General features: G+C 63.4%; 21 protein-coding genes. 15 read left to right on the top strand and 6 right to left on the bottom strand.

Going from position 1 to position 23070, the window contains the following annotated elements; translation table 11 throughout:
- Positions 1-104: 104 nt before the first annotated feature.
- The 5 genes from QM588_RS23405 to QM588_RS23385 form a co-directional block, all read right to left on the bottom strand.
- Positions 105-662 carry a hypothetical protein gene (locus QM588_RS23405; RefSeq protein WP_283316970.1) on the bottom strand — a complete coding sequence of 186 codons (558 nt, stop codon included), beginning with the start codon at positions 660-662 and terminating at the stop codon, positions 105-107.
- Positions 659-1426, bottom strand: a complete 768-nt coding sequence (locus tag QM588_RS23400; protein ID WP_283316968.1) for a hypothetical protein — start codon at positions 1424-1426, stop codon at positions 659-661. Before QM588_RS23400 ends, QM588_RS23405 begins: the two co-directional genes overlap by 4 nt.
- Complete coding sequence (locus QM588_RS23395; protein ID WP_283316966.1) at positions 1423-2385, bottom strand: hypothetical protein; 963 nt, start codon at positions 2383-2385, stop codon at positions 1423-1425. The genes QM588_RS23400 and QM588_RS23395 overlap by 4 nt, the downstream gene beginning before the upstream one ends.
- Before the next feature lie 137 nt (positions 2386-2522).
- The gene (locus QM588_RS23390) at positions 2523-3800 is read right to left on the bottom strand and encodes an insoluble domain protein (RefSeq protein WP_283316965.1); all 1278 of its coding nucleotides are present in this window, start codon (positions 3798-3800) and stop codon (positions 2523-2525) included.
- 29 nt (positions 3801-3829) lie between these two features.
- Entirely contained in the window at positions 3830-5395 is a 1566-nt protein-coding gene (locus QM588_RS23385) for a cutinase family protein (RefSeq protein WP_283316963.1), read from the bottom strand.
- A gap of 1204 nt (positions 5396-6599) precedes the next feature.
- Between QM588_RS23385 and QM588_RS23380 the strand changes: the two genes are divergently transcribed.
- The 5 genes from QM588_RS23380 (at position 6600) to QM588_RS23360 (ending at position 10089) form a co-directional block, all read left to right on the top strand.
- Entirely contained in the window at positions 6600-7046 is a 447-nt protein-coding gene (locus QM588_RS23380) for a helix-turn-helix domain-containing protein (protein WP_336620094.1), read from the top strand.
- Between the two features lie 259 nt (positions 7047-7305).
- A complete protein-coding gene (locus QM588_RS23375) occupies positions 7306-7983 on the top strand; it encodes an XRE family transcriptional regulator (RefSeq protein ID WP_283316959.1) in 678 nt (225 codons plus the stop codon).
- Positions 7984-8186: 203 nt separating this feature from the next.
- On the top strand, positions 8187-8534 hold the full coding sequence (locus tag QM588_RS23370; protein WP_283316956.1) for a hypothetical protein: 348 nt from the start codon (positions 8187-8189) through the stop codon (positions 8532-8534).
- A gap of 131 nt (positions 8535-8665) precedes the next feature.
- Entirely contained in the window at positions 8666-9145 is a 480-nt protein-coding gene (locus QM588_RS23365; protein ID WP_283316954.1) for a hypothetical protein, read from the top strand.
- 92 nt (positions 9146-9237) lie between these two features.
- Complete coding sequence (locus tag QM588_RS23360; RefSeq protein ID WP_283316952.1) at positions 9238-10089, top strand: hypothetical protein; 852 nt, start codon at positions 9238-9240, stop codon at positions 10087-10089.
- Here the strand turns inward: QM588_RS23360 and QM588_RS23355 are convergent.
- The gene (locus tag QM588_RS23355) at positions 10079-10678 is read right to left on the bottom strand and encodes a methyltransferase family protein (RefSeq protein WP_283316950.1); all 600 of its coding nucleotides are present in this window, start codon (positions 10676-10678) and stop codon (positions 10079-10081) included. The genes QM588_RS23360 and QM588_RS23355 overlap by 11 nt on opposite strands.
- A gap of 72 nt (positions 10679-10750) precedes the next feature.
- Between QM588_RS23355 and QM588_RS23350 the strand changes: the two genes are divergently transcribed.
- The 10 genes from QM588_RS23350 (at position 10751) to QM588_RS23305 (ending at position 22380) form a co-directional block, all read left to right on the top strand.
- On the top strand, positions 10751-11776 hold the full coding sequence (locus QM588_RS23350; RefSeq protein ID WP_283316948.1) for a DUF3068 domain-containing protein: 1026 nt from the start codon (positions 10751-10753) through the stop codon (positions 11774-11776).
- A gap of 133 nt (positions 11777-11909) precedes the next feature.
- On the top strand, positions 11910-12110 hold the full coding sequence (locus tag QM588_RS23345) for a hypothetical protein (protein WP_283316946.1): 201 nt from the start codon (positions 11910-11912) through the stop codon (positions 12108-12110).
- A 334-nt stretch (positions 12111-12444) separates the two neighbouring features.
- The gene (locus QM588_RS23340) at positions 12445-14283 is read left to right on the top strand and encodes a hypothetical protein (protein WP_283316945.1); all 1839 of its coding nucleotides are present in this window, start codon (positions 12445-12447) and stop codon (positions 14281-14283) included.
- Between the two features lie 149 nt (positions 14284-14432).
- Positions 14433-15473, top strand: coding sequence for an acyl-CoA dehydrogenase (locus tag QM588_RS23335; RefSeq protein ID WP_283316944.1), 1041 nt, complete (start codon positions 14433-14435; stop codon positions 15471-15473).
- A gap of 559 nt (positions 15474-16032) precedes the next feature.
- Positions 16033-16827, top strand: a complete 795-nt coding sequence (locus QM588_RS23330) for a ParA family protein (RefSeq protein WP_283316942.1) — start codon at positions 16033-16035, stop codon at positions 16825-16827.
- Between the two features lie 194 nt (positions 16828-17021).
- Positions 17022-17231, top strand: a complete 210-nt coding sequence (locus tag QM588_RS23325) for a hypothetical protein (protein ID WP_283316941.1) — start codon at positions 17022-17024, stop codon at positions 17229-17231.
- A gap of 167 nt (positions 17232-17398) precedes the next feature.
- Positions 17399-18328, top strand: coding sequence for a DUF2637 domain-containing protein (locus tag QM588_RS23320; RefSeq protein WP_283316939.1), 930 nt, complete (start codon positions 17399-17401; stop codon positions 18326-18328).
- Between the two features lie 200 nt (positions 18329-18528).
- Positions 18529-20208, top strand: coding sequence for a Mu transposase C-terminal domain-containing protein (locus QM588_RS23315; RefSeq protein ID WP_094648402.1), 1680 nt, complete (start codon positions 18529-18531; stop codon positions 20206-20208).
- A 4-nt stretch (positions 20209-20212) separates the two neighbouring features.
- A complete protein-coding gene (locus QM588_RS23310; RefSeq protein ID WP_121113358.1) occupies positions 20213-21151 on the top strand; it encodes a TniB family NTP-binding protein in 939 nt (312 codons plus the stop codon).
- Positions 21148-22380 (top strand): TniQ family protein, encoded by a 1233-nt coding sequence (locus QM588_RS23305; protein WP_229745858.1) that lies wholly within the window; start codon positions 21148-21150, stop codon positions 22378-22380. The genes QM588_RS23310 and QM588_RS23305 overlap by 4 nt, the downstream gene beginning before the upstream one ends.
- The last annotated feature ends 690 nt before the right edge of the window (positions 22381-23070 follow it).

The following is a 23070-nucleotide window of genomic DNA, read 5'->3' as shown; positions in this document are numbered from 1 at the left end:
TCCGAAACTTGTTGTGAGGCAGCAGCGGTGAACCGGTCATGAGATACAGAGCGAGAGGCTGTAGGTGCCGGCCATGATCAGGCATCCGAGGATGGATTCGGCGTTCACGAGGCGACCTGTCCGGTGAACAGTGCCGGGATGCGTGCGTGTACGGCGTTGGTCAGGGCGATGCCGACGGTGTGAATATCGGTCGGTAGTGCTGGGCTGGGTGCGGTTGCATCGACGGCGAGGGGATGCCAGCGCGGGAGCCGATCCACAGACGCCGACAGCAAGCTTCGATGCCATCCGATGTGCCAGGACTGCTCGAACGCCCCACCGACGACGTCGCGGTGTTGGCGTATCGGCTTGTCCAAGGTGGGGGCCGACGCGACGGTGATCAACCCGAGCAGCTCCGATCCGGCCCCGATTTCTCCTCGCTGGTGTGCGAGTGCGAGATTCTGTGCGGCGGTGAGCGATTTGAAGCTGTCGCGCGCGACGATGACGACGTACGGAGAGACCCGCTCGCGGTCGTCGCCCGGTGGCCACGATCCTTCGCTGTCGGCGGTGAACGACCAGAATTGTTCGAGGGTGCTCACCCCTGCCTCGCGGGTGGCCCCGAGCAGCCACAGTGACGGTGAGATCCACTGTGCCGCTGAGCCTGTGGTGTCGATGGTCTCGGTCATGCTTGCTCTCGCTTTCGTTGCTGGTCGCACTCGGGGTCTACGGCGGCGAGCGACAGGGCCAGCGCGGCAGACGCGGCGGTGGACCATGCGGCCGTCGTGGCCGGGGCCACGCGGCGGTGATCGAACATGCCCGGTGCAGCCAGAGCACTGTCGAAGGGCACCTCGATCAATGCGCCGAGAACAGGGGTCAGTCCGGAGCGGACGGCGGTGAGATCGACGCTTCCGGCGGGGATGGTGTGGGAGATGACCACGACGGTGCGAGCGAGCACAGTCGCCCCGTGGGTGGCGCGAATGTGCTCGAGGCGTCCTCGTAGGCGGGTGAGTGGTTCGGCGCGTGCGATCGCGGTCAGGACGAGCACGGCCTGTCCTCGCAGGCTTGCCAAGCGAGGTGCGTCGAGCGCCGTGCCGACGTCGTAGATGCGCGCTGCTCCGCGTGAGGCGAAGATGCTGTCGATCAGGGTCAGGTCGCTGCGGTCCGAGGTCGGTCCGCACACCGTTGCGTTCGAGGTGGTGGCGGCGCTGCTGACGGGCAGACCGGCGGTGACCGGGTTGTCGAGGGTGTGCGCGGCGGCGCTCTCGAAGAGGTTTCCGCCGTCGGTGGTCCCGTCGGCCACCACGACCGGGAACTTCGGTGTGGTCATGGCGGTCGCGAGCCCGAGGGCGGTGGTGGTCGAGGACGCACCACCCGAGGACGATCCGACCACGATGCAGACCTGCTGTGGCGGTGGGGTTTTGCCCGGTCGGATGGGAACCACGGTGCTCACCGAACCTCCTCGACGTTGCTGATGGCGTAGTTCGCGCCGGTGCGGACGGTGGTGATCCGTGAGGCGATGGCCGATTCGGAGCCGGACGGCGTTCGTAGCGCGAGGGCGACGGCATGAACGTCCGGGTTGTCGGTGGCGGCGATCGTCACGCAGTGCTCGGTGCCGGCCGGGGTGCGGTCGATGACGGCCTGGATGCGTTCCGGTGGTGCCGGAGAGACCATGAGGGAGGCGACGGCTGCGCCGGAGCGCTCCACGTAGTAGGCGTGCTCGAAGGCTGCGATGACATCGACCGCGTTTCCGCGTCCCCCGGCAGCGTCGGTGGTCGTGGCGTCGGGGGTACTGGTGGTGGTGCAGAAGGGAGCCGGGGCGGCGCTGGTGGGCGCGATGGTGCTCGCTCTCGGTGCGGCGGTCGGCGCAGCCACCACGGTCGGGGTCTGCGGGGCCGGGGCGTCGTCCTGGCCGTTGACGATGACAACGGCACCGATCAGTGCGGCGGCCGCGACGCCGGCAGCAGCGATCCACGTCGGGGAGATCCGTCGACGCGGGCGCGCGGCCGGTGCCGGCAGCGCCGATGTCGTGTCGTCGACGGAGGGAGCCGGTGTGGGCGCGGTGCGACGTCGACGAAATCGCCGTTGTGGTTGATCCATCACGAGGCGGTCGGCCGGGACGTGTGCGGCGACCCAGTACGGAACCGGAGCGGTCTCGGGGGCGATGTCGCCGAAATCATGGTCGGCATCGGCGGCGACATAGTCGTGTTCGGTGCCGAAGTCGTAGGTGTGTGCCGGATCGGTTGTCGGGGAATCGTGGTCGCCTACTGCTGGCATCGCCGGTAGCAGCGGTGCGGGGGTCGGCGTCCGGTGCACGGCGGAGTCTGCGGCCGGCTGCCACTGCGAGTGGTCGAAGTTTTCCTGGGGGTCAGGGAACAGCATCGTGCTGTCGCGGTGATTGTCGGTCGCCATTGTTTTCTCCTGTGTCCCTGAGACGTTCGATGAGAGCGCGAGGGGTTCGGGTGGAGTGGGGAGCTTCGGGAAGGCCGGTTCCGGCCGCGTGCGGGTCGGTCGGAACGCGGCCTTCCCGAAGCAGGTCACTGGGTAGGTCAGGCAGGCACTGCCGGAGCGAGCGGGTTGGACAATCCGGCGGCCGCGAGCGCGTTGTCGATGGCAGCGAAGGCAGGTGCTGCATCTACCACCGCGGCCTGCACCGCCGGCGTCGCATCGGCCACAGCGGCATCGACGGCGTCGAGTGCTTGCTGGCCACCGGCGATCTGTGTCGTGACGAATCCGCGCGCGGTGTCGACAGGTTTGTCCGGAACAGTCCAGACCGGGGCGGCCTGCTCGATGACCGGCGCGGGTGCGGGAGCCGGTGCGATAGGTGCAGATGCAGGTGCAGGTGCAGGTGCAGGGGCGGGCTGCGGGATGTCCGGCAGTTCGATCTTCTGCGGCTCACCGAGATCGCCGGCACCGTAGGTGGTTCCGAGTGCAACTCCCGTCGCGAGACCGACTGCGCCACCGATCGCGGCCGAGGGCACACCGCCGACCAGTGCGCCGATTGCTGCACCGCCTGCGGTGCCGGCGATGCCGGTGGTGATCGGTGCGATGCCGGGGGCGATCGGGATCAGTCCGCCGGCGAGTGCGCCGCCGATACCGCCGATGGTTCCGCCGGCGAGCGAGCCGAGGACAGCACCGGGGACACCGGCCGCCACAGCGCCGGTGACCAGGCCTGCGCCGCCCGCCGCGATTTGGGCGGCACCGAGTCGCTGAGCGCGGTCGGTCGGGACACCGATCGAGCGCCAGAAGTCGGTCACCTGCGCTTCGATGACGGCCGTGGAGTTGTTGGTGCGGTCGCGGTCCTGGTCAGAGAGCCAGCTGGGCTGGTCGGCGTAGAAGTCACCGATCTTGACCGTCTTGTCCGGTGCGGCGATCGGCGCGGTGGGGTCGTCGATGGCGGTCGGGCCGTGGAGGGTGTTCACGTCCAACGGTGCGGCGGGCTCTGCCGGTGCGGCCGGTTCTGCGGGCTGTGCAGCGGTGTCGTTGGAGCTCGTGCTGTTGCCGCCGGTGGTGGCTGGGGTTTCGTCGTCGTAGTAGGCGTCCCAGGTCTGCCATTCGGTCTGGTCGTACTGCGCGGGCGGTGCCACCCAGTAGACGCGTTCGGGCTGCGGGGCGGGGGCGGTCAGTTCACCTTGGGTGGACGGTGCATCGGAGGTCAGCGGTCCTTGGGTCGAGGGTGCAGCGGTGGTGATGTCGCCCTGGGTGGCCGGGGCGTCGCCCGGTGCGGCTGCTGCGGTGCCGTAGCAGAACACGGCCATCACCGATGCTGCGGTCGTGGCCGTAGCGATGCGGGCCAGTGAACGGGTGGGGATCTTGTGAGTGCCCATGAAGGAGTAAACCTTTCGAGTAGGTGGAGCTATTGGACGGGGCTTGCGGACGGAAGCGAGGTGACGCTCCCGGGCGTGGTGGAGGGACGAGTCGAGGGCAGCACCGAGGTAGTGCCGGTCGACGTTGTGGGCGTTGCGGTGCGTGTCGTGGTGGAGCTCGACGGAGACGATGTCGTCGACGCCGTATCGCTGGAACTGTCACCGAGATCGGCGGCGGCGGCCGCGAGCCAATCGGCCACGAACTGTGTCGTCGACTCGCCCTGTGGAGTCGCCGCCGCAGTGCCGTAACCGGTATGTGCGGCAATGGTGTTGGCGTAGGACGTCAGCGCTGCGAGGTCGAACAGATCCTTGTTGGCCGTCACTTCGTTCTTGACGACGTTGAACGCCTGCTGCACGACCCGCTTCGATGTCGCAGGTGGTACGAGCTCGATCACGGCCTTGGCTGTCTTGGCTGCGATCACCGCGAACGCCGCTGCGGGATTGGATAACCCGGCAGCGGAGACCTCCGCGATGGTCTGCGGGGTGATGACCTTCTTCGCCACCGACACCACCGCATTGACCGCGACCAGACCGACTTTGGTCAGCGCCGCGATCGCTTCCTGCCCGGTCGGCGGAGTCGCCTTCGGGTCCGACGCTTCGGCGAACCGCTGCGAGAGCGACTTCTTCGGCGCTATCGACAGGTTCTCGAGGGAGTTCTTCGGGACCGAGACGTCCTCGTTGATGACGTCGACCGCGACGCCGAACGACGTCGACGCCAAGGCCATGCCGATGGACGACACGGCGCGGAACGGGTCACCGCCGACCTCTGCCTGGCCGGCGACATTGGTGACCGCTCGTGCGATCGGGGCGTTCGCGGGTGCATCGCACGCGAGGTCGCCGGTCTGGCACATCGACGCGACACGGCCGCTCAGTGATCCGTAGTTAGACACGACGTCACTGGTCGGTCCGATTCCCGACCCGGCAGGGGCGGGCGCAGAGACCGGGGGCAGGTCCGAGACGTGGCTACCGGACGAGCCGGGCGCAGGTGAGGGGTCGTCGCTGCTGCTGCCTGGGAACACCGGCGAACCGGCGGCCCTGGTCGGCGAACCGAACAGGGCGCCCACTGCCACCTTCTCGGCCGGGATTGCGCTGGTGCCGGCACCGATTGCTTCGAGAACGTTCGAGGCTGCGTGCGCACCCTGGCTGTAGCCGATGATGGCCAATCGGGTTGCCGGGCAACTGGAGACGACTTTCTCGGCGGCAGCTTCGAGGTTGGCGGCTGCCTCCTCTACCGAGACGGTGTAGGGCTGCTTGCCGCCGGGAACGGCACCGCCGAACGCGGCCGGGTACGGCACATACGCGCGGTCGAGTGAGGATCCGATGACCCGAGCTGCCTCGAGTGCAGGGCCGAGGACCGTTCCGAGCATTCCGGTGTCGGCCTTGATCGGTGCATCCGGCGAGGACTGTCCGGTTCCCTGGACGGCGAGGGTGTAGAGGGCGGGGCAGTCGGTGACCAGTTCGTCGAGCCACGGCTGCTCCGGGCTGGCTGACGCCGTCGCTGGCGTCACCAACAGGTGTGCCGCGGTGACCGACATCGTGCACGCTGCGACGGCCATTATCGCGGCGATAGATCTGAAACGAGTTCTGTCGGACAATATTTCGACTCCTGTCAAAACCGAGAGAAACTGCGGGCGGTGGCGTCGACGACGCCGGACGGGACTTCGGTGCGCTCTTCCTGACGGTGCCGGGTCGATCGAGGATCGCCCGGCCCTCGCTGGTTCCGGCGCTATCCGAGGAACGGAGGGAGGGACTACGGGAAGGGAATCCACTGTAAGAAGAACGGCACTAGGCGAGATCCTTTCTGTGAGAACGACTATGGCGGGTTCGATATCTCGGCGGGTCAGCGCGGCTCGGCACACGATTAGGGTCGGAAGCGTCGCCGTGCTGCCCTCACGCCGGTCCATCGGGTGAGATGGAGAGGCAATCTCAAAATTGAGTTGCCGGACCCCGTCTCAGGTTTCTTCAGCGGGGGTGGGGAAGCGCGTGGGCTTGAGGACGCCCGGACCTTCTCCCCACCCCCGCTGTGGAACGTGGCGGATCGCACCGGGCGTTGGCGCGAACCACCACGTCCTGAAAGCGACACTTGTTGGGCAGGTGTCGATTTCAAGCACTGGGTTCTTTAGGCGACGCGCTGGAAGTGGGTATCGTCGGCCAGCTCGGAGCGGCTCGACGGTGACGTCCACTCTGTGAGGATCTGGCCCGTCGAGTCATCGATCTCTTGGTGAGGCCGATCGCTCTCGTGCCCGGCGTCGAGTGAGCACAAGACCAGGCCGATGACTGCGACCGTGGTGAGAGAGGCGCACGGAGTCGAATCCGTGTCGCGGTGAGGGGGCGTGGAAGAGGGTCGAAACCGTAACGGTGGAGGTTTCAGCAGCGATGTCATGGGTGCTCCAGTCGTGTGGACTGCGCTGTGCACCTAGGCTGGTAAGCCTGCGGGTGCGGTGCGTTCAGGCGCAGTTGTCATTCGCAGATACGGGACCCCGGGGCGTTCGGACGCCAATCACTTGCGCACCCGGGGTTTCTCTTAAATCGCTCTTTTCTCTCCTTCTGTCAGGTGTGTTGCCACCTCCAAGTTTGTGAGAGAGGAGGGAACTGTGCGGTTGGATGCAGCGACAGGGGTGAAAGGTTCCCGCCGATCTCCCGTATCGCTCTGCGCCGTGCGAGCCTTCCTATCACGACATTTGCATCGTTTAAAGTCATGCACAGGTCAGACCTTAGTGGAGGTGCGGCATGGTGTCTAGCAATGAACGGAATGCGACAGTGAGTCGACGTGTCCTGCGGGGGTTCGACCCGGCACGGCTGACGTCCTTGCGTGAAAGCAAAGGCATGAGCCGTGCGGATCTCGCACGAAAGGCTGGACTCGGGGGTGCCACGGTCCAACAGTGGGAGACCGGCACGCGGAGCCCTCAGGTCGACACGCTGGCCCTCGTGGCGAAGACCCTGGACGTGCCCATAGGCGATCTTGTGGACGTACCTCGGGACCGACGCTTCCCCGGAGATTGGCGTGTCCTTCTCGGGCTCACACAGCCGCAGCTCGGCCAGCAGGTCGGTATCAGCACGTCGATGATTGCCCGCATCGAGCGCGGCGAGGTGAAGCTGACCGATGAGAATGCTCGCCGCCTGGCTTCGGTGCTCAACATCGAGATCGACGAACTCGTTCGCAGCTACGAGCGTGCGCGAGACCGGCCGGCTGGCGTTCAGGCGTGACGAGGCTCGCCAGTTTCTGAATGAACAAGGTCGGTGAGTCGACGTCGTGGACCGCAGCGACGGTGAGGGTGGCGCGGCGAGCGACGGCATGAGTGCAGTATGTACTGGCAATTGAAAGCAGAGCAACTTAGAAGCAAAACTTTTGCAAATCAAATCGAGGTCTAACGACATCCCTATAGTTCTGAGCTGGTTCTATGCCAGTCCGGTACATTGATCCAGAAATTGCGATTTTTTTGCTAATCGGACATAGGATGCAGGAATGCAGGAAACAGACGACCTGGCCCGTTTTGGCAAGGTGGTGGCGGCGCGGCGGGCAAGGCTTGCGTTGACCAGGTTCGAGGTCCGGGATGCTGGTGGACCGTCGGACACCACACTTGGCAACATCGAAAACGACACTCTCGGTCGGGCGCCCAGTCCGGCCGTGCTCAGGAAGCTCGACCAAGGCCTGCGGTGGAGCAAAGGGAGCGCAGCTGCTGTTCTCGCCGGTGGCGATCCTGTCCCCCTGGAGAGCCTGTCGAACAGAAACTCCAGATCAAGCAGTGCGGCCGCCGAGCCGGATGCGATTGTGCTTCCTCTGGACGAAATCAACAATCTGTTCGGGCTGCACCGGCAGCTCAATGCCGCGCACGAGAGCTGTCATGGCGCGGATCCCCCACTAGAAGACTTCGACCAGGTCGTCGGGGGATTCAACGCCTTTGTTTCCCGCGTAGCCGGACGGTATGCCACCGCGGTCTTAGAACGAAGTGGGGGCCCTGGGAGAACCCTCCCTCCGATGGCGGAGATGGCATTCGGCCCCCTCCTCGATAAACCCGCCGTCGAGTACGACCCGGTCGAGCGCGAAGAACAGCTCTACCGTCGCTGGCTGGCTGGGCGGCACGACGACATCGACGACGAGCTGTACGCCAGGTTCCAGGAGCGATGGGCGGAGCGCGAGTGAAGCAGTTGAAGTTGCGCAGGAAATGGGCAAGGGTGCTTGCTCGGGACCAAGCCTCTCGTAGTACTCCGCGGGGAGAGAACGTTCGGAAGGAACAGGCCACAATGGACAGCCAGCTACCGCTACACAATCGAATCAGCAGGCTATTCGGGGGTTTCCGACATCTGGGGACACCCGATGATCTGGACCCGCAGGTCGCGGCGCATGTGAGCAAGAACGTCGGCCGCCACGTCACTGCCGAAGAAGTGAAAGTGCTCCGCAGCCAGGCGGTCGACACCGCCGAACGAGACGTCCTCGAGGCAGTAGCCACCTTCTTCGAGTCGCCGGTTACCTATCTGGTCGGCACCACTGCTGAGCAGATGGACTACAACGCGCAGCTCGATTACTTCGACAATGTTAGGAACTCCCAGGCCACGGTATTTGCTCTACGAACTCGCGTACCGCAACTGACTCCGTCGATCGCTGAGCGTCTGAGCGAGCTGGTCCGGGACACGCACGGACGTTTCGAGAAGCAGAATCGGCACGAACCGGCCGAGGCTGGCGAATCGACATAATGAGCTCGGTCCGAGACGCTGCCGCTGCAGCGAGAACTATCGGCGACCCCGAGCTACGTGCCAGATCCTTCCTCGACACACTGCAACTGCAGTTCACGAGACCCTGGTCGATCGACCGATTCGTTGCCGAGGTGGGGTTCAAGATCGGGCGCGTCATTGTGATCCTCGATCTACCTGACGATCTGAGCGAAAGCGGCGAGGTCTCGGGCTTTTGGGTACGAACTGCCCCGGTCGATGTCATCTACGTCCGTGCGGACGTAGATCCGCTCTTTCGTGAACAATGCATCCTCCACGAAGTCGCACACATACTTCTCGGTCACGATGCCGATGTTGTTGTCACCGAAAACATTCTGGTCGAATCGTTCATGAGGATGGCTCCTGCCATTCCGAGGACAATGATCAGCGCACTTGCCGAGGAACAACGGGCGAAGGTGTGCTTCACACGAGTCCCGGATTTCCTTCAGCCCATCGAAGCAGAGGCCGAATGGCTCGGCACACTCATGCTTGCCCGCGCCGATTCCCTACGCAAGCCGTTCTACCCGGAGAACATCGACTCGAAAGACAAGGAGACCCTGCGCCGGGTGGCCACAATTTTTGGGTGGCAGATGTGAGCACGTTCTTCGAGGCAATACTGCCAATAGTGTTGCTGGTGTTCGGTCTTCAACGCCTACCGCTCTACAGGCGGCGACCTCAAACACGCCCCATGACGGTGCTACTGCTCACTCTCAGTATTGCGCAGATGTTCAGAGTTCATGCGCTGGCGGACGACAAGCTCGACCCTGTCATACACGACGTAACCGGCCTGTGGAACATATCTGTCCTGATAGCTCAGGCCTTGGCGCTTTGCGCTGCAACGCAATGGGTCGGGATGGTGGCTCACTCGACCCAACGTAGTTTCCCGCGTCGCTCTCGCTACGCAGTCACCACGGCGTTGGTCGGCGGTCTGGTCATCTCATTTCTGCTCTCCCCCGCGCCGTCGAGACCGACTTACTACCTCAGTCAGACCTTTGCTGCCGAAGGCTGGATGCTGGTCTACTGGGTCATCTTCCTCGGAAGCCTGTCGTTGTGCGTGGTAGTGCCGTTCTACCTGTTGGTCCGCATGGCTTTGATCGTGAAGAGCGGAGAATTAGCGCGCGTGCTCACCGCTGCTGCGGTGGCGTGCGGGATGATCCTGCTGTACGCAGTTCACAAGATCGTGTACCTAGTGGCGTTCGCCAGCGGCATAGAGAACTGGTACACCGCCCACACCGTTCAGATATCGCTCTTTCTCATCATGTCGCCGCTGCTCGTCGCCGGATACGTTGCGTGGGTGTACATCTGGACGACACTGCTTCCTCGCGTCCAGCGGTACCGACGCATCGTTGCGTACATGGACGAGTGGCAGGCCTTGGCGACTCGAAGCAACGCCATCCTTGCGGACACTCTGATCCCGAGCTCCAAGCGGGCTGCCTGGCGTGCCAGCAGAAATTCCGTCGCGTCCACCCGGCTCATGGTCGAGATGGTCGACGGCGAAGACGGTAAGGCGACGACCTCCGCGCGGGTGGTTAGAAGATGAACGGGATCAAGCGCTTGGAGCGCGACATGTACTCGGCGTACCCCTCTCCTATGCCCTCGAGCATTGCGGTCTCTTCCGACGGGATCCGGTGGACGTATCCGCCCGCCAGAAACGACACCATGACGGGGGCAAGCCAGTTCCCGTACGCGATGGAGAAGCCCAGCGCGCAGATCAGTGCCCCTGTGTATGAAGGGTGCCGGATCAACCGGTACGGCCCCGTCTGCACCACCAGTTGCTCTGGATGCGTGTGGACCTTGAATGTGAAGGACTCCCCGAGCTTGCGCGCCGAAGCTAGCCGGAGGGCTTGCCCGAGTGCAGCGGTGGTCAATCCCGCAAAGAAGATCGTTCGCGGGTGCCGAGTAGCGACGGTTGCCGTCGATGCCACGCTGAGCACGAGGCCCCCGCCGTACGCCAGTGCAAGGCCACGGCCAACCGCTTTACCGGACCCGTTGTCCCGATTGACAGAGCCCGCGCGCGGTTTTTGCTTGCCCATCTTGTACTCCGACAATGCAAATCCCGCGAAAGCGGTGGCCAAGACCGCAGCGGCCGGTCGACTGGTCACGAACAAGGGCAGCCTCTTGACGATCATGCGACACAGCTTCTCAGACTCAGTAGCCGCTCCGAGGCGAGCAGGGTACCGACCAACTTCAAGGACTAACGCATGACGACGGCGACACGACCGATCAAAGGCCTGGCACTGGTTGGGGTCGGTGCGTTTCTCGCCGCGTCCTCGGCAACGATGGCCTTCTACATGGCTCCCCAGCTGGTGAAGACGCCTCTCGACGTCGACTCCGCAACGGTGGCAACGGGCACCGCGACCTTGCTCGACACCGAAGCGCTCATTCAGGGCGTCTCGAAAGTCGATCGCGACGTTCCCATTCGGGTTTTGCAACAGGTCACTGTCGAAGAACCGTCCGACAGCGACAAGATCACGATGCAATCCGCTGTTCTGCTGCAACGAGACGACAGACCTGGTGAACGAGGAACGGTCAACGCAACCGTCGATAGGTTCACGGCCGACCGCAGAACTGCGATGCCGATGGACGATCCGATCGGGTCGATCCAGAAGTACAACGATCAACCCGCGGACGAAGTCACGCACGATGGGCTCTCACTCAAGTTTCCGTTCGACGTCGAAAAGAGGTCCTATCCGTACTTCGATACGACCGCGCGCCGCAGCCAGGAGATCGAGTTCGACGGCGAGACCACCATGAACGGCTTGGACGTTTATCGTTTCGTTCAGGACGTCGCGCCGCTCGACACCGGCGGCAAGCTCAGCCTCCCTGCGTCGTACTGGGGTATCGACGGGGACGAAGAGATTCTGATGCACCGGTTCTACAAGGCACGCCGTGAGCTGCTCGTCGAGCCCACGACAGGTGCAATCGTCTTCGGGAAACAAGCGGTTCACCAGTACTACGGCCGCACCGCTGACGACCCCTCGGCGGTCACCATCGTGGAAATGTCGCCGGAGCTCGACGCCGCCACTGTCGACGAGCAGGTGCAGCGGGCAGTCGAGTCCAAACGACTCATCGACTGGGCCGAGATCTACGGTCCGCTGACGGCCGGCGGTCTGGGCCTTGTATGCCTCGTTTCGGGGGCGGTAGTGATTCTCCGACATTCACGCACGTCGGACCGGCTGGCGGTGGAGTCAGTCAATTCGCAGGACCTGGCCGATGCCCACCGCTGATGACTGCCAGACAGTTAATGCAACAAAAGCTTGGCCCAGTTTCGGCGTGTCTGCAGAAGATGCCGCGACACTCGAGACAGGATTGGCGGACGCGGGGATGACGGTCCCTCGTAGAGACCGGAGGAGACCACCAGTGCCTCAAAACAGCAAGGGCAAGCGCAAAGCTCTGAGAGCTCGCGCGCCCGAGGAGATCATTCCGACAATCGAGCGCATGGCGCGAGAGGCCGGCTGCAGTTCGGTCAGTCAGTACCTCTCCGACATGCTGTGCCTGGTGGCCGAACGACCCGATCTCGTTCGAGAGCTGAACCGGGAGGTGTTGCCGCTCTCCGCATGACGTGACGCAAGGCCTCTCAGCTCGAATACGGAAGGGCGTCCGTAGAACCAGCTGGAGGAAAATACAGCGACACACGCCAGACCCGAGACACGAAAAACCCCCCGGCTCTTGTTGGGCAAGAAACGAGGGGCATTCGAGTTTGGTGAGAAGCGAGCTACCAACTCGATTCTCGGTGTTGCGCTTCCCCACGAAAGGGACTGTCTTGGTGGACAGGTCTCAGGGTACATCGCGCCCTGATGAAGATTCAAGATTTGGTGCTCGTGTCGGGTCAACGATGTCGACACCCGACAACACTTGGAGACGACTGTCTCCGTTGATGGCCGCGCGTCGGTCTATGCGGGTCTGGAGTGCCGTCAGTGGCAAGTTCGATACCTCGCGGAGTCTGACGAAGCACCTACCGTCCGTGCCGGCCGCACTGCCGATCTACGCGCGCGGCCGTACGACCCTGCTAGCGCTGGACTTCGACGCCAAACACCACACGCCGGCACAGGTCGACGCCGATGTCGAACGTGCCTTGGGATGGCTCCACGAATGCGGCGCGCGCACAATCACCGACCGCTCGACGAGCGGTGGCCGCCACATTCTGGTCCCCATGGCCACCGACATCCCTCTGCGCGTCGACGACATCAAAATGGTCATGCAGCTCCTCGGTGCCCGGTTGGTCACCCTGGACGCCACACCGATGCTCAACGCAGACTGGGGATGCATCACTCCCCCCGGCTCACCCTGCCGCGAGGGCGGCTACCGACTCCTCGATGGCACCCTCGACGACGCAATAGACGCCTTCACCGTCCGCTCCGACCGCGGTGTCATCGCGCGCCTGATCGCCCTGCTGGGTGGCGCAACCACTCCCCGATACCGAACCCCTGTGGCCGCAGTCGCAGCCTCCCTCACCCAGGACGAACGCCTCGTCGGCATCGGACGCGATCGACGCCTGGACCCACGCTTCCACCGCACCACACCTGTCCCCCAAGCCGTCGAGACGTACGCGGCCACCGGCAAGTTCACCAAGGCCCACAAAGCACTCTGGACATCCCCGTCAGAAGCACGCCAGTCCGTCATCAGCCACGCAGTCCTGCGCGGTGCCAGCACTGCGGACATCGAGAAGGCAATCGCCACCACCGAGTGGGCCGGTCTGCGCCACGCCTACATCGACAAGTACGGGACTCATTCAGCCGCAGCCTTACAACGGGACGTGGAGAAGGCCCTGACCTGGGCCGCCACGATCGTCCGACCATTCCACCAACTCACGCACAAGAACAAATACACAGGGGGGGATGGTTCTTTCCTGAAAGATCGAGTTCGTCAGCAATGGCTTGCTCACGCGAAGCTGTGGATCGACTCAGAATTCCTCGGTACTCGCCAACGCCCCGTTCTCCTAGCAGTGGTGCAGGCCCTCGCTTACACATCCGCCTTGGCCGGGGAATTGGTGGAGGGAGTCCCAGTGGTCGCCGTTGGTGGCCGAAGCCTCTCGCATGCAGCGGGTCTGATGTCGGAATCGACTGTGTGGAGTGGGCTGAGACTGCTTCGAGAGACACCAGGCTCTCCGCTGCTGTTGATCTCGCGCGGGGCAGGTCGAGAGGCCGACCGCTACGCCCTGACCACTCCAGCCACGATCCAGAATCCAGGAGCAGCGCACATCGAGCGAGCGCGGGTCGAGCCCGTGCATCCGGCATGGAGCGTGCTTGGTTTACGTGGGCGTCCGATGTACGAGCTTCTCAAGGCTGGCCTGGCCACCAACGTCGAGGACATCTTTGCCGCCGCAAAGCTCCGGCCATCCAACGGATACGCGATTCTCGCGGACCTAGCAACCGCTGGGCTCATCGAGCGAAACAATGCAACCTTGACCCTGGGACGCCGCACGCTGGACGACGTAGCGGCCGCTCATGGCGTTGAAATGGTCGTAGCCGACCGCGTTGTTCGGCACCGAGCCGAACGGCTCTTGTGGCAGGTGTGGCTCGAGAACCGGTTCTCCGCTCCACCCCGTGACTCCGCTACGCGCGACCAGACGATTTTCCCGCCTGCCGAGGCCGCTCCCCTGCCTCGCGACGCAGATTCGGAGGCTCTGTGGGGAGTAATCATGAAGGCGGGTCCACCGCCAAGAGATCCGGTGTTAGAGGCGGTCGAGATACTCGGTGACCTCCTCGGGGCGGTCATTGTGGACACGTCATAGCCCGCTTCGGGAACGCGTCTTGAGGTCGGTCGCCGGCCCGCTTATCTGTCAGCTGTGCTGCGTACCACCCTTCGGCTCTCCGCATCCGAGGACGGTCCGACGCTAGCGTGGTGCGGCGATGCTTGAGCAAACCTATAGAGAGGCGGGGTATGACCGACTGGGTTGTAGCGGCGGAAGAATTACGCGCCGAGCTGTTGGCCCCGGACGCGAATGATGTCGACTGCTCGGGGGTGATACCGGCCTCGCATTTCGACGCGCTGCGCAGCAGAGGGTTCTACGGACTTGCGTTTAAGTCGCAGGATCCGATCCGGACACTTGCGGACACCGGCGAAGTGCTGGTCAGCGGCTGCCTCGCCACAGCATTCGTATGGGCGCAACACCACGGCACGCTGCTACGCCTGGCCACGTCGAGCAACGAGGGCCTGAAAGCTAAGTATCTGACGGCACTGCAGACGGGCGACATGCGCGCAGGTGTTTCCGGCAGTGGCTATGCCAGTCCACGGAAGCCGCTGGTCAAAGCAGTTCGAGTAGCTGACGGCTACTCGATTACAGGGACCTCGCCCTTCGTAACGGGATGGAACGGTCTCACCGAGGTCATCGGTGTGACCGCGTACGACGAGGCAGCGGGACAGCAAGTTACGTTCCTTGCCCACGCCGAGGACGTTTCAGGCTTGGTAAGCGATCGCCTAGAACTGACGGCCGCGCACGCCTCACATACGGTCAGACTCACCTTCGACAAGCTTCATGTACCCGACGACATGGTCATGAGTGTGTCATCGGCGTCAAAGAAAGACGGTTCGGAACTGAGTGACATGGATCGGGCTGTGACCCGCTTGAACGGCTCCCTCGCTCTCGGAACGGCGAAGGCATCCCTCTTGGAGTTGGCTGCGATGGGCCGGTCCAACGACATCCTCGATGCGAGACACAACGAGATCAGAGCCACGCTCACTCACGCGATCACCGAGCGGCAGATTGACATCTTCGGAGTGCGCGCTGCCGCAAGCCGATTCAGTGTGGACGTTGCGAACCATTTGGCGAGCGAGGCTGGAAGTGGAGCGATATTGCGAGGCGCGACACCTGAACGGCTTCTCCGTGAAGCTGCTTTCAGTCTTGTATGTACAACGACGCCGGAGATGAAGGCGCATTTGCTACGTGAGGCGGCACATCGGTACGAGCTCTCGGTTGCGTAAGACGGAGGCCGCAAACCCGCGTGCTGACTGTTGCCTCAACTGATCAACTGGATCTCGGACGCGCAACGGGGGCTGCCCCAGTCCCCCGGTTGGGGCAGTCGTGCCCGTCTGTGGAAGACGTTTCGACCTCCCCTAGTGGCTATGGCCGCCTATATGGGCGATCGGAATGGCGCGCCGCCGCCCTGGTGAGCGGTGGTGAACGCCGGAGTTGTAGGCCGTTGCGGGCCGTTGCGGGCCGTTGCGCTCAGACGCAATTAGCCTGTACGCCCATAGGGGCACTTATATAACATTATATGTCCTTACAGTACCTAGCCTAGATAGGCTAGGTACTGTAAGCTAATGGTACTGAATACCATCTAACCTCTGCTTAGCTATTCTTTAATAGCCAAAGCGTATATACGCTGCACTTACTTACTATTCGCTAAGCACTACTGGTTTCACTTCGGTCCACATGTCCCTGTAAGTGCCCCCACCTGCTTTGCTCCTCGGCTCTCCCTCTGACACGGGGGAGGGGAGGGAGTGGTCGCATCAACGAACGAGAGGGAGAAGAAACACCGCTATGACAATTACTGCGATCGCGAACCTGAAGGGTGGCGTCGGCAAGACCACCATCGTGAACGGCCTAGCCCATGCAGCGGCCAGCGTGCAGGAAACCTGCTTGGTCGTTGACGCTGACTCTCAGGGGAATTCGACCAAGCATCTCACCAGTCACACTGTCGAAGATCCGCCTGAAGCGAGTCTCGCGGATGTGCTCGACCGAGATGTCGACTGTTCGACCGAGCAAGCCATCATTCAGGCGCGTCGTCCAGGCATAGATGTTCTGCCGAGCGGGTTCAGTGACCTTCAAGCAGTCATGGACACGCTGGTGGGGAAGACCGGCGGCGAGATGGCCGTCGACAGGGCGCTGAAAACGGTTGCAAACAAGTACGAGCACATCCTCATCGACTGCCGTCCCGCGATCGACCTTGTGTCCCGTGGAGCGCTGTTCGCCGCCGATAACGTTCTGATCGTCGTGAACCCCGAATCGGACGCAATCGACGGGTTCGACGCTATTCGCCAGTCGATCGAGGACCTTGAGCAGTACATGGGCAAGGTACTGCCTATTGCAGGCGTAGTCGTCAACAAGATCGACGGTCGCCGTGCCGATCATGCGAAGACGCTGGAGTACCTCAAGGAGTACGTGCAAGAGGCTGATATCCGAATCGTGGGGGAGCCGATACCGATGCTGACCGACATAAGCAAACTCACCAACGTGGGAATGGGCCTCGACGAACACCCCCGGCCCACAGGACGGATCCGCAACCTTCACGAAAACTTCGTAAAGATTCTCAACGCAACAGGAGAGAAGGCATAGTGAGTAAAGAGATTCCGGCACCGCAGCTACCCGCGGCGCGCGCACCTCGGCGCAACACGTTCGCGCAGGCGGCGGCACCGGCGCAACGCGAAGCTGAGGCCGCGACACCGCCGCTAGCGTCACCGTCTCGGCCGCCGTCTCAGCCGGCGAACACGCCAGAAGTTGAGGTTGGCGCGAAGGAGAGATCCAAGCGGATGGAAGGAACGAAGGACATTCTGCTCTCGATGCCCTCGTCTCAGAAAGAACGGATGGAGGCCACCATCGCCCACACGCAGGCATTCACCGGTGTGAAGCATCAGCAGGTCTTCATCAGGACTGCAGTCGAGCGGTTGTGTGAACAGCTGGAACGGCAGTACAACAACGGCCAGCGATACACGTTGCCGCCGACCGCACCCTCCCTATAGCCCCTATGGGCGCTATGGGGGGTATGGGCGAGTCATTCCGCACTGCCCACATCCCGGCAGCGTCTTAGGCGTCGCGTTCGTATCAAAGCCCACGCCGAACCCCGAAAGGCCCCGACAGTGCGCTCACACCACCGGGGCCGGTCGATCACAGATTGGACCTGCGATCAATGAACAACGCTAGTACCTCTATCGAACCGGCCGAAGACCACGTCGACCACACCAGCGTCGAACACACCAGCACGGTATTCATCCACCCTCGAGTTCTGATCGGCGCACTGGCCACTGCCATTGTGCTGACAGTCGGCATCGCCGCCGCGTCATTCTGGCTCTCCTTCGGAGCACTCCGGGATCTCGCCACAATGGCCGGCACCGAGCCTGGCCGAGCCTGGGTGATACCCGTAGTCCTCGACGGCGCAATTGTGGCCACCACCGTCACCGCAATTGCACTGTCACACCACACGGACCCACGGACGGTACGCGGACGGCGATTCGTCCTCTGCGTTCTTGCAGTCGCAGCCGGCGCATCCATAGCCGGAAACGCGTACCACGCAACGCTGACCTCGACCGTCATGCCGGCTTTCGTCGCCGCGGGCATCGCGACCATCGCCCCGGTCTTCCTGCTCGCCATGACCGAAGTCCTCGCTGTCATCCTCCGAGCTCCACGCGCCAGTCGCGCCGCAGCAACGCCTTTGTCGCAGAACGTGATCGAGTGCGTGCCGAGTCCAGACAGCCCGGGGGAGGTGCAGAGCGCGCCTAAAAGCGACAACAGCGCGCAGCAGCTCAGTGATCTACTCGACGCACATGGAGCACTCAACGACGACGTCTGGGAAACGGTCTACCTCTATCACAAGCATCCCGAGGTGCAAGGCAACTTCTCGGCTGTCTCCCGGATGCTCGAGGTAACCACCTCCACAGTCACACGTCGGTACGACAAGCTCGTCCAACTCCTGATGGAGGTCGCTGCGACGAAAGTGCCGAACCGTGCTCTCGCACCCCGCGACGACTCGCAGGACGAACTCGGACCAGTTGAGCCGGCGGCCGGAGTCGCGGTGACTCATGAGGCGCGCGTTGGGGGATACGCGGAGGCAACACGATGAGATCTCTTGAAGTTGATAGAGGGGTGACAGAAACGATCGTTTCTGTCACCGGTCCTGTACGTAGATCCGGTGTCAGTTTCAGAAGACGGCTGCACTCTTTGCAGGCGTTTCGAGGGTGAGTGCACGTGTCTTCTGACATTCTGATGTCAGAAGTGCGGTGCACGGTCGCGTTCGGCTCTCGGTGATAGGGGAGGCTTGTGATGGACCCCGACAAGCTCGCCATCGTGGAGACCGGTGTGCTGACAGCGTCGGGGGAGCGGTGGTCCCAGGCCGAGGCCCGTTTCGGTGTCCTGGCTCCCTTGCTGGAGATGCATCCGGTGCGTTCGGAAGCGGTCGACGCTGCAGCGCAGCGCTTGGGACTATCCAGGCGGCGGGTCTACACGTTGATCGGCAGGCTCAGGAACGGGACGGGGACAGTCACCGATCTTCTGACGAAGGTCTCGTCGGGTGGGCGTGGCCGCAGCCGAGTAGCGGCTGAGGTTGAGGAATTGATCGGCGACCATCTCACCCGATATTTTCTTCATCGCCAGAAGTTGAGTGTCGCTGCGCTGCATCGACGTATCGCGCTGGCGTGTCACCGCGCGGGTCTGCCAGTGCCGGCCAGAAACACCGTCACCGCACGAATCGCCGCCCTCCATCCGGCATCGGTGGCCAGGTCCCGCGGAGGACCCGATGCCGCCCGCCCGCGTCAGTCCGCCGGCGACAGTCCACCGACAGTTGCGGGGATTCTCGATCAGGTCCAGATCGACCACACCGTCGTCGATGTGATGATCGTCGACGAGTACGAGCGGCAACCGATCGGTCGCCCCTACCTGACGATCGCCATTGATGTCTTCAGCCGTTCCGTACTCGGGTTCGTCGTCACTTTGGAGCCGCCGTCGTCGATATCGGTCGGGTTGTGCCTGGGCCGCGTGTGCTGCGAGAAGCAGACATGGCTGGAGGCATGCGAGCTCGCTGAGCAGGTGCAGTGGCCGATGGCAGGGAAGCCGAAGCAGTTGTATCTCGACAACGCCTCCGAGTTCAAAAGCGAAGCGCTGCGCCGCGGATGCGCCCAGCACGCCATCACCCTCGAATACCGTCCTCCGGGCCGACCGCACTACGGCGGGATCGTCGAACGCATCATCGGGACGGCGATGACGGCGGTGCACGAGCTGCCTGGGACCACCTTCTCGAACCCAGCGGACCGAGGAAGCTACGACTCGGACAAGCATGCGGCGTTGACATTGCGTGAGTTGGAACGCTGGCTGGTCCTGGCCATAGCCTCGTATCACGCGAGTGTTCACGCAGGGATCGGGAACACTCCGGCCGCGGTGTGGGCCGGCGGGGTCGCCGCAGTTGGTCATGCCCCTCGTGTGGTGCTCGGCGAAACCGCGTTCCTGGTGGACTTTCTTCCCGTCATCCGGCGACGTCTGACGCGTACGGGCTTCGTTCTCGATCACGTGCACTACTTCTCGAACGCGCTCAAACCGTGGGTTGCGCGGCGAGAGGATCTGGGGCGGTTCGTGATACGACGTGACCCACGCGATTTGAGCAGAATCTGGGTCCTCGAACCAGACGGTGCCGGCTATGTCGAGGTGCCGTACCGGACGATGTCACATCCCGCGGTGACACTGTGGGAGCACAGAGCTGCTATCACCCGTCTCCGCGAACAAGGTCGGTCGAACGTCGATGAGGGCGCACTGTTTTCGATGATCGAGCAGATGCGCGAGGTCACCGACCGCTCGCAGAAAGCCACCCGCAAAGCCCGGCGCAACCGTGCCCGCCGCATGCATCTCACCGGCGCCGCGTCTGCGCCGATCCCGGCGATCTACCCGCCGGTGGAGCCTCGAGCGGACGGCGGCACCGCAACGCCGGTCTTCAGCGATATCGAGGAATGGTGAGCCGATGACCGCATCGACAGGAAGCAGCGACGAAGCCACCGAGTCGTCCGGTGAGGATTTGGGGCACCTGCGGGAGTCGGTTCGTCCGCTCGCCGCACTCGACGACGCGGACAGGATCCGGTTGATCCGGTCGGAGAGGTGGATTGGGTATCCGCAGGCCCGTACGGTCATCGACCATCTGGAGACGTTGTTGTCGTGGCCGGACCGACAGCGTATGCCGAACCTACTGTTGCTCGGTCCGACGAACAACGGCAAGTCGATGATCATCGAAAAGTTCCGGCGCACTCATCCGCCGATCAGCTTGTCCGATCGCGAGCAGATACCGGTGTTGTGCATGCAGATGCCCCCGGACCCGTCACCCGGCCGGTTCTACCTCGCACTGCTCACAGCGTTGGGAACACCGACCAGGCCCCGCAATCGGGTCCACGAACTCGAACAGCAAGCATTGATGCTGCTCCGCGTCACCGGCGTACGGATGTTGATCATCGACGAGCTCCACAATGTTCTCGCCGGCCGCGACAACGTGCGCCGCGAATTCTTGAACGTGCTGCGGTTTTTGGGCAACGAACTACGCATTCCTCTTGTCGCTGTCGGCACCCGTGATGCTTACCTCGCCATCCGGACCGATCCCCAGTTGGAGAATCGATTCCATCCCATGACTTTGCCGGTCTGGACCAACACTGCCGACACCAGATCACTGCTGGCCAGCTTCAGCACGAGCTTCCCCCTCCGCAAACCCTCGCACGTGACATCACTGGAGATGACCGACTACCTCCTTACTCGCTCCGAGGGCACCATCGGTGAACTGGCAACGTTGCTCACTGCCGCAGCAGTGACCGCCGTCGACAGCGGAGAGGAAGCGATGACCTCATCGGTGCTCACGCGCACTCCGTACCTCGGCCCCACGGAGCGACGCCGCCAGTTCGAACGCCACCTCGCGTGAACGCGCGGCTCGCACCGATGCCCGGTGATGCGTACGTTCGCCCGTGGCCGCTGCACCCGCAGCCACTGCCAGGTGAGGTCCTCTCGTCATGGTTGGCCCGGATATGCGAGCTGTATCCGCACATCAGGCCCTCTGACCTTCTTGCAGAACTCGAAATCGATTGTGCTGTCGAAGATCTCGACCGCTACACACCGGAGCCGATACTTGCCGAGCTGGCCGGTCGCGGTGCAGTCCCGGTAGAGAGGGTGCGGATGATGACGTTGGCGGGGTGGACACCGTGGCTGCTCGACAGCACCGACCCCGCCGGCTGCGACTTCGACACCTACGTCCACCAGTTCTCGATCCTGCTACCGGCCGACCTCGCGAGGGAGGATCGACGACGTCGCACACCCACGAGCGAGGCATGGTTGCCGTGGGCGAGCACTCCGCGTAGTCGGGCATGCCCGGCATGTGTCGACAGCCTCGAATCCACTGCTGGTATCAACATGGCTCTGCTGCAGCAATATCCGGTGCTGAGCAGCTGCCTCGACCACCGTTGTCGACTCGAACCCTGCTCTGTTTTCCCTGGTCATGCGATCTTCTGGGATCAGGTCCGGTTCGGTTCGGACGAACGGGTCTCGCCCGTTCCGGTTCCCTCGGCGGTCACGGACCTCGATCGGCGCAGCACCGAGGCCCTGACGACGGGATGGGTGGAACTCGGCCCAGGCCGGGTACATGCCGCAGTGTGGTTCCGGCTTCTGCGCACCGTCGTCGACGAAGTGTCCTCGCCACTGGTTCGCACCGGACGGTGGGCGACGAGGCTCGTTGCGATCTGGAAGGCCGCCGGTCGTTCTCGCCCGTTGCGGACCGCGTGGGTTCCGTTCGAGGACCTGCACTGGGACGAGCAGGCGAAAGTCCTCAAGGCCGCGGCGATCGCCATTGCGTTGGTCGAGAGCGGTGAGATCGATGCCGGCGGTGCGCACGCATCTCTGCTGAGCCCACGACCCTATGAGCCGGTCGATCCCGGGACAGCTCCGACGCGCTCGTCTTATCCCGCACCCGAGCGCGACCTGTGGGCTGACGCGCACGCTGCGGCCGAGGCCGCCATCGCGGCGGCGCGTGTCGATCCCGCATCCGCCAGTTCGTTGTACAACTTCCTGCGCATGGGGTGCCGCACCGCGGCGGAGCTGGATGAGACGGTGCAACTGTTCCTTGACCACGGGATCCCGCTGCACCATCCGCCGACATAGCTCTCGCCCGATGGAGCGGGGTCGTCCGCGATGTGAAGTGACACCGAAGTTGTCCAATCGGACCAGGTAGTTGTCCACCGCGTTGCTGGGGGAATGCCTGGTCGGGTGCCAAATAACCTGTCCAATGATCGAAAATCTTCGGTCTCTGCGCGTGTTGTCAGTGAAGTTGTCCAACGTGAAGACCAGCCGGAGCCCGTCCTCGTGTTGGCGATGAGGGGGTCTGGACCTGCGGCGATGACAAGGAAGCTAGCGCGGCCGTGGGGAGCTTTCATGCGGGCGGTCTTCAGGAGTGGACATGCCCTGGTCACGATTGGACAGAAAGGCTGTCAATTGGACAACCAGCGTGTCACTTCACACGCGACGCACACGCGGCGATAGCAGAGGAGCCCGTTTTCGCGCCGGGGTCATAGTCACCAACGTTATTTGTGCGGTGACCGACGAGAATTTTCCTTCCCGCACCGTCTCCGCGGAAACGCCTGCTCAGCGTGCTTTCGGCCTGAGAAGTCTGTCGGGAGGGCCCGCTACAGTCCAGCCATGACAGATCGCCAGCTCGTAGACGGCCCGACCACGATCCCGGCTGTCGTGCCGGGTGCCGCGGCGGTGTTTCCAGACCTACCGCCCGAGGTTGCTGCTCGGATCGAGCGTTCCATGGCCGCGTCCCGCTCGACCGGTACCCGCCGGGCCTACACC

Origin of the sequence: Rhodococcus sp. IEGM 1354 (assembly GCF_030056855.1) — a bacterium.
Classification (GTDB): domain Bacteria; phylum Actinomycetota; class Actinomycetes; order Mycobacteriales; family Mycobacteriaceae; genus Rhodococcoides.
This window is presented reverse-complemented; position numbering and strand designations above follow the sequence as displayed.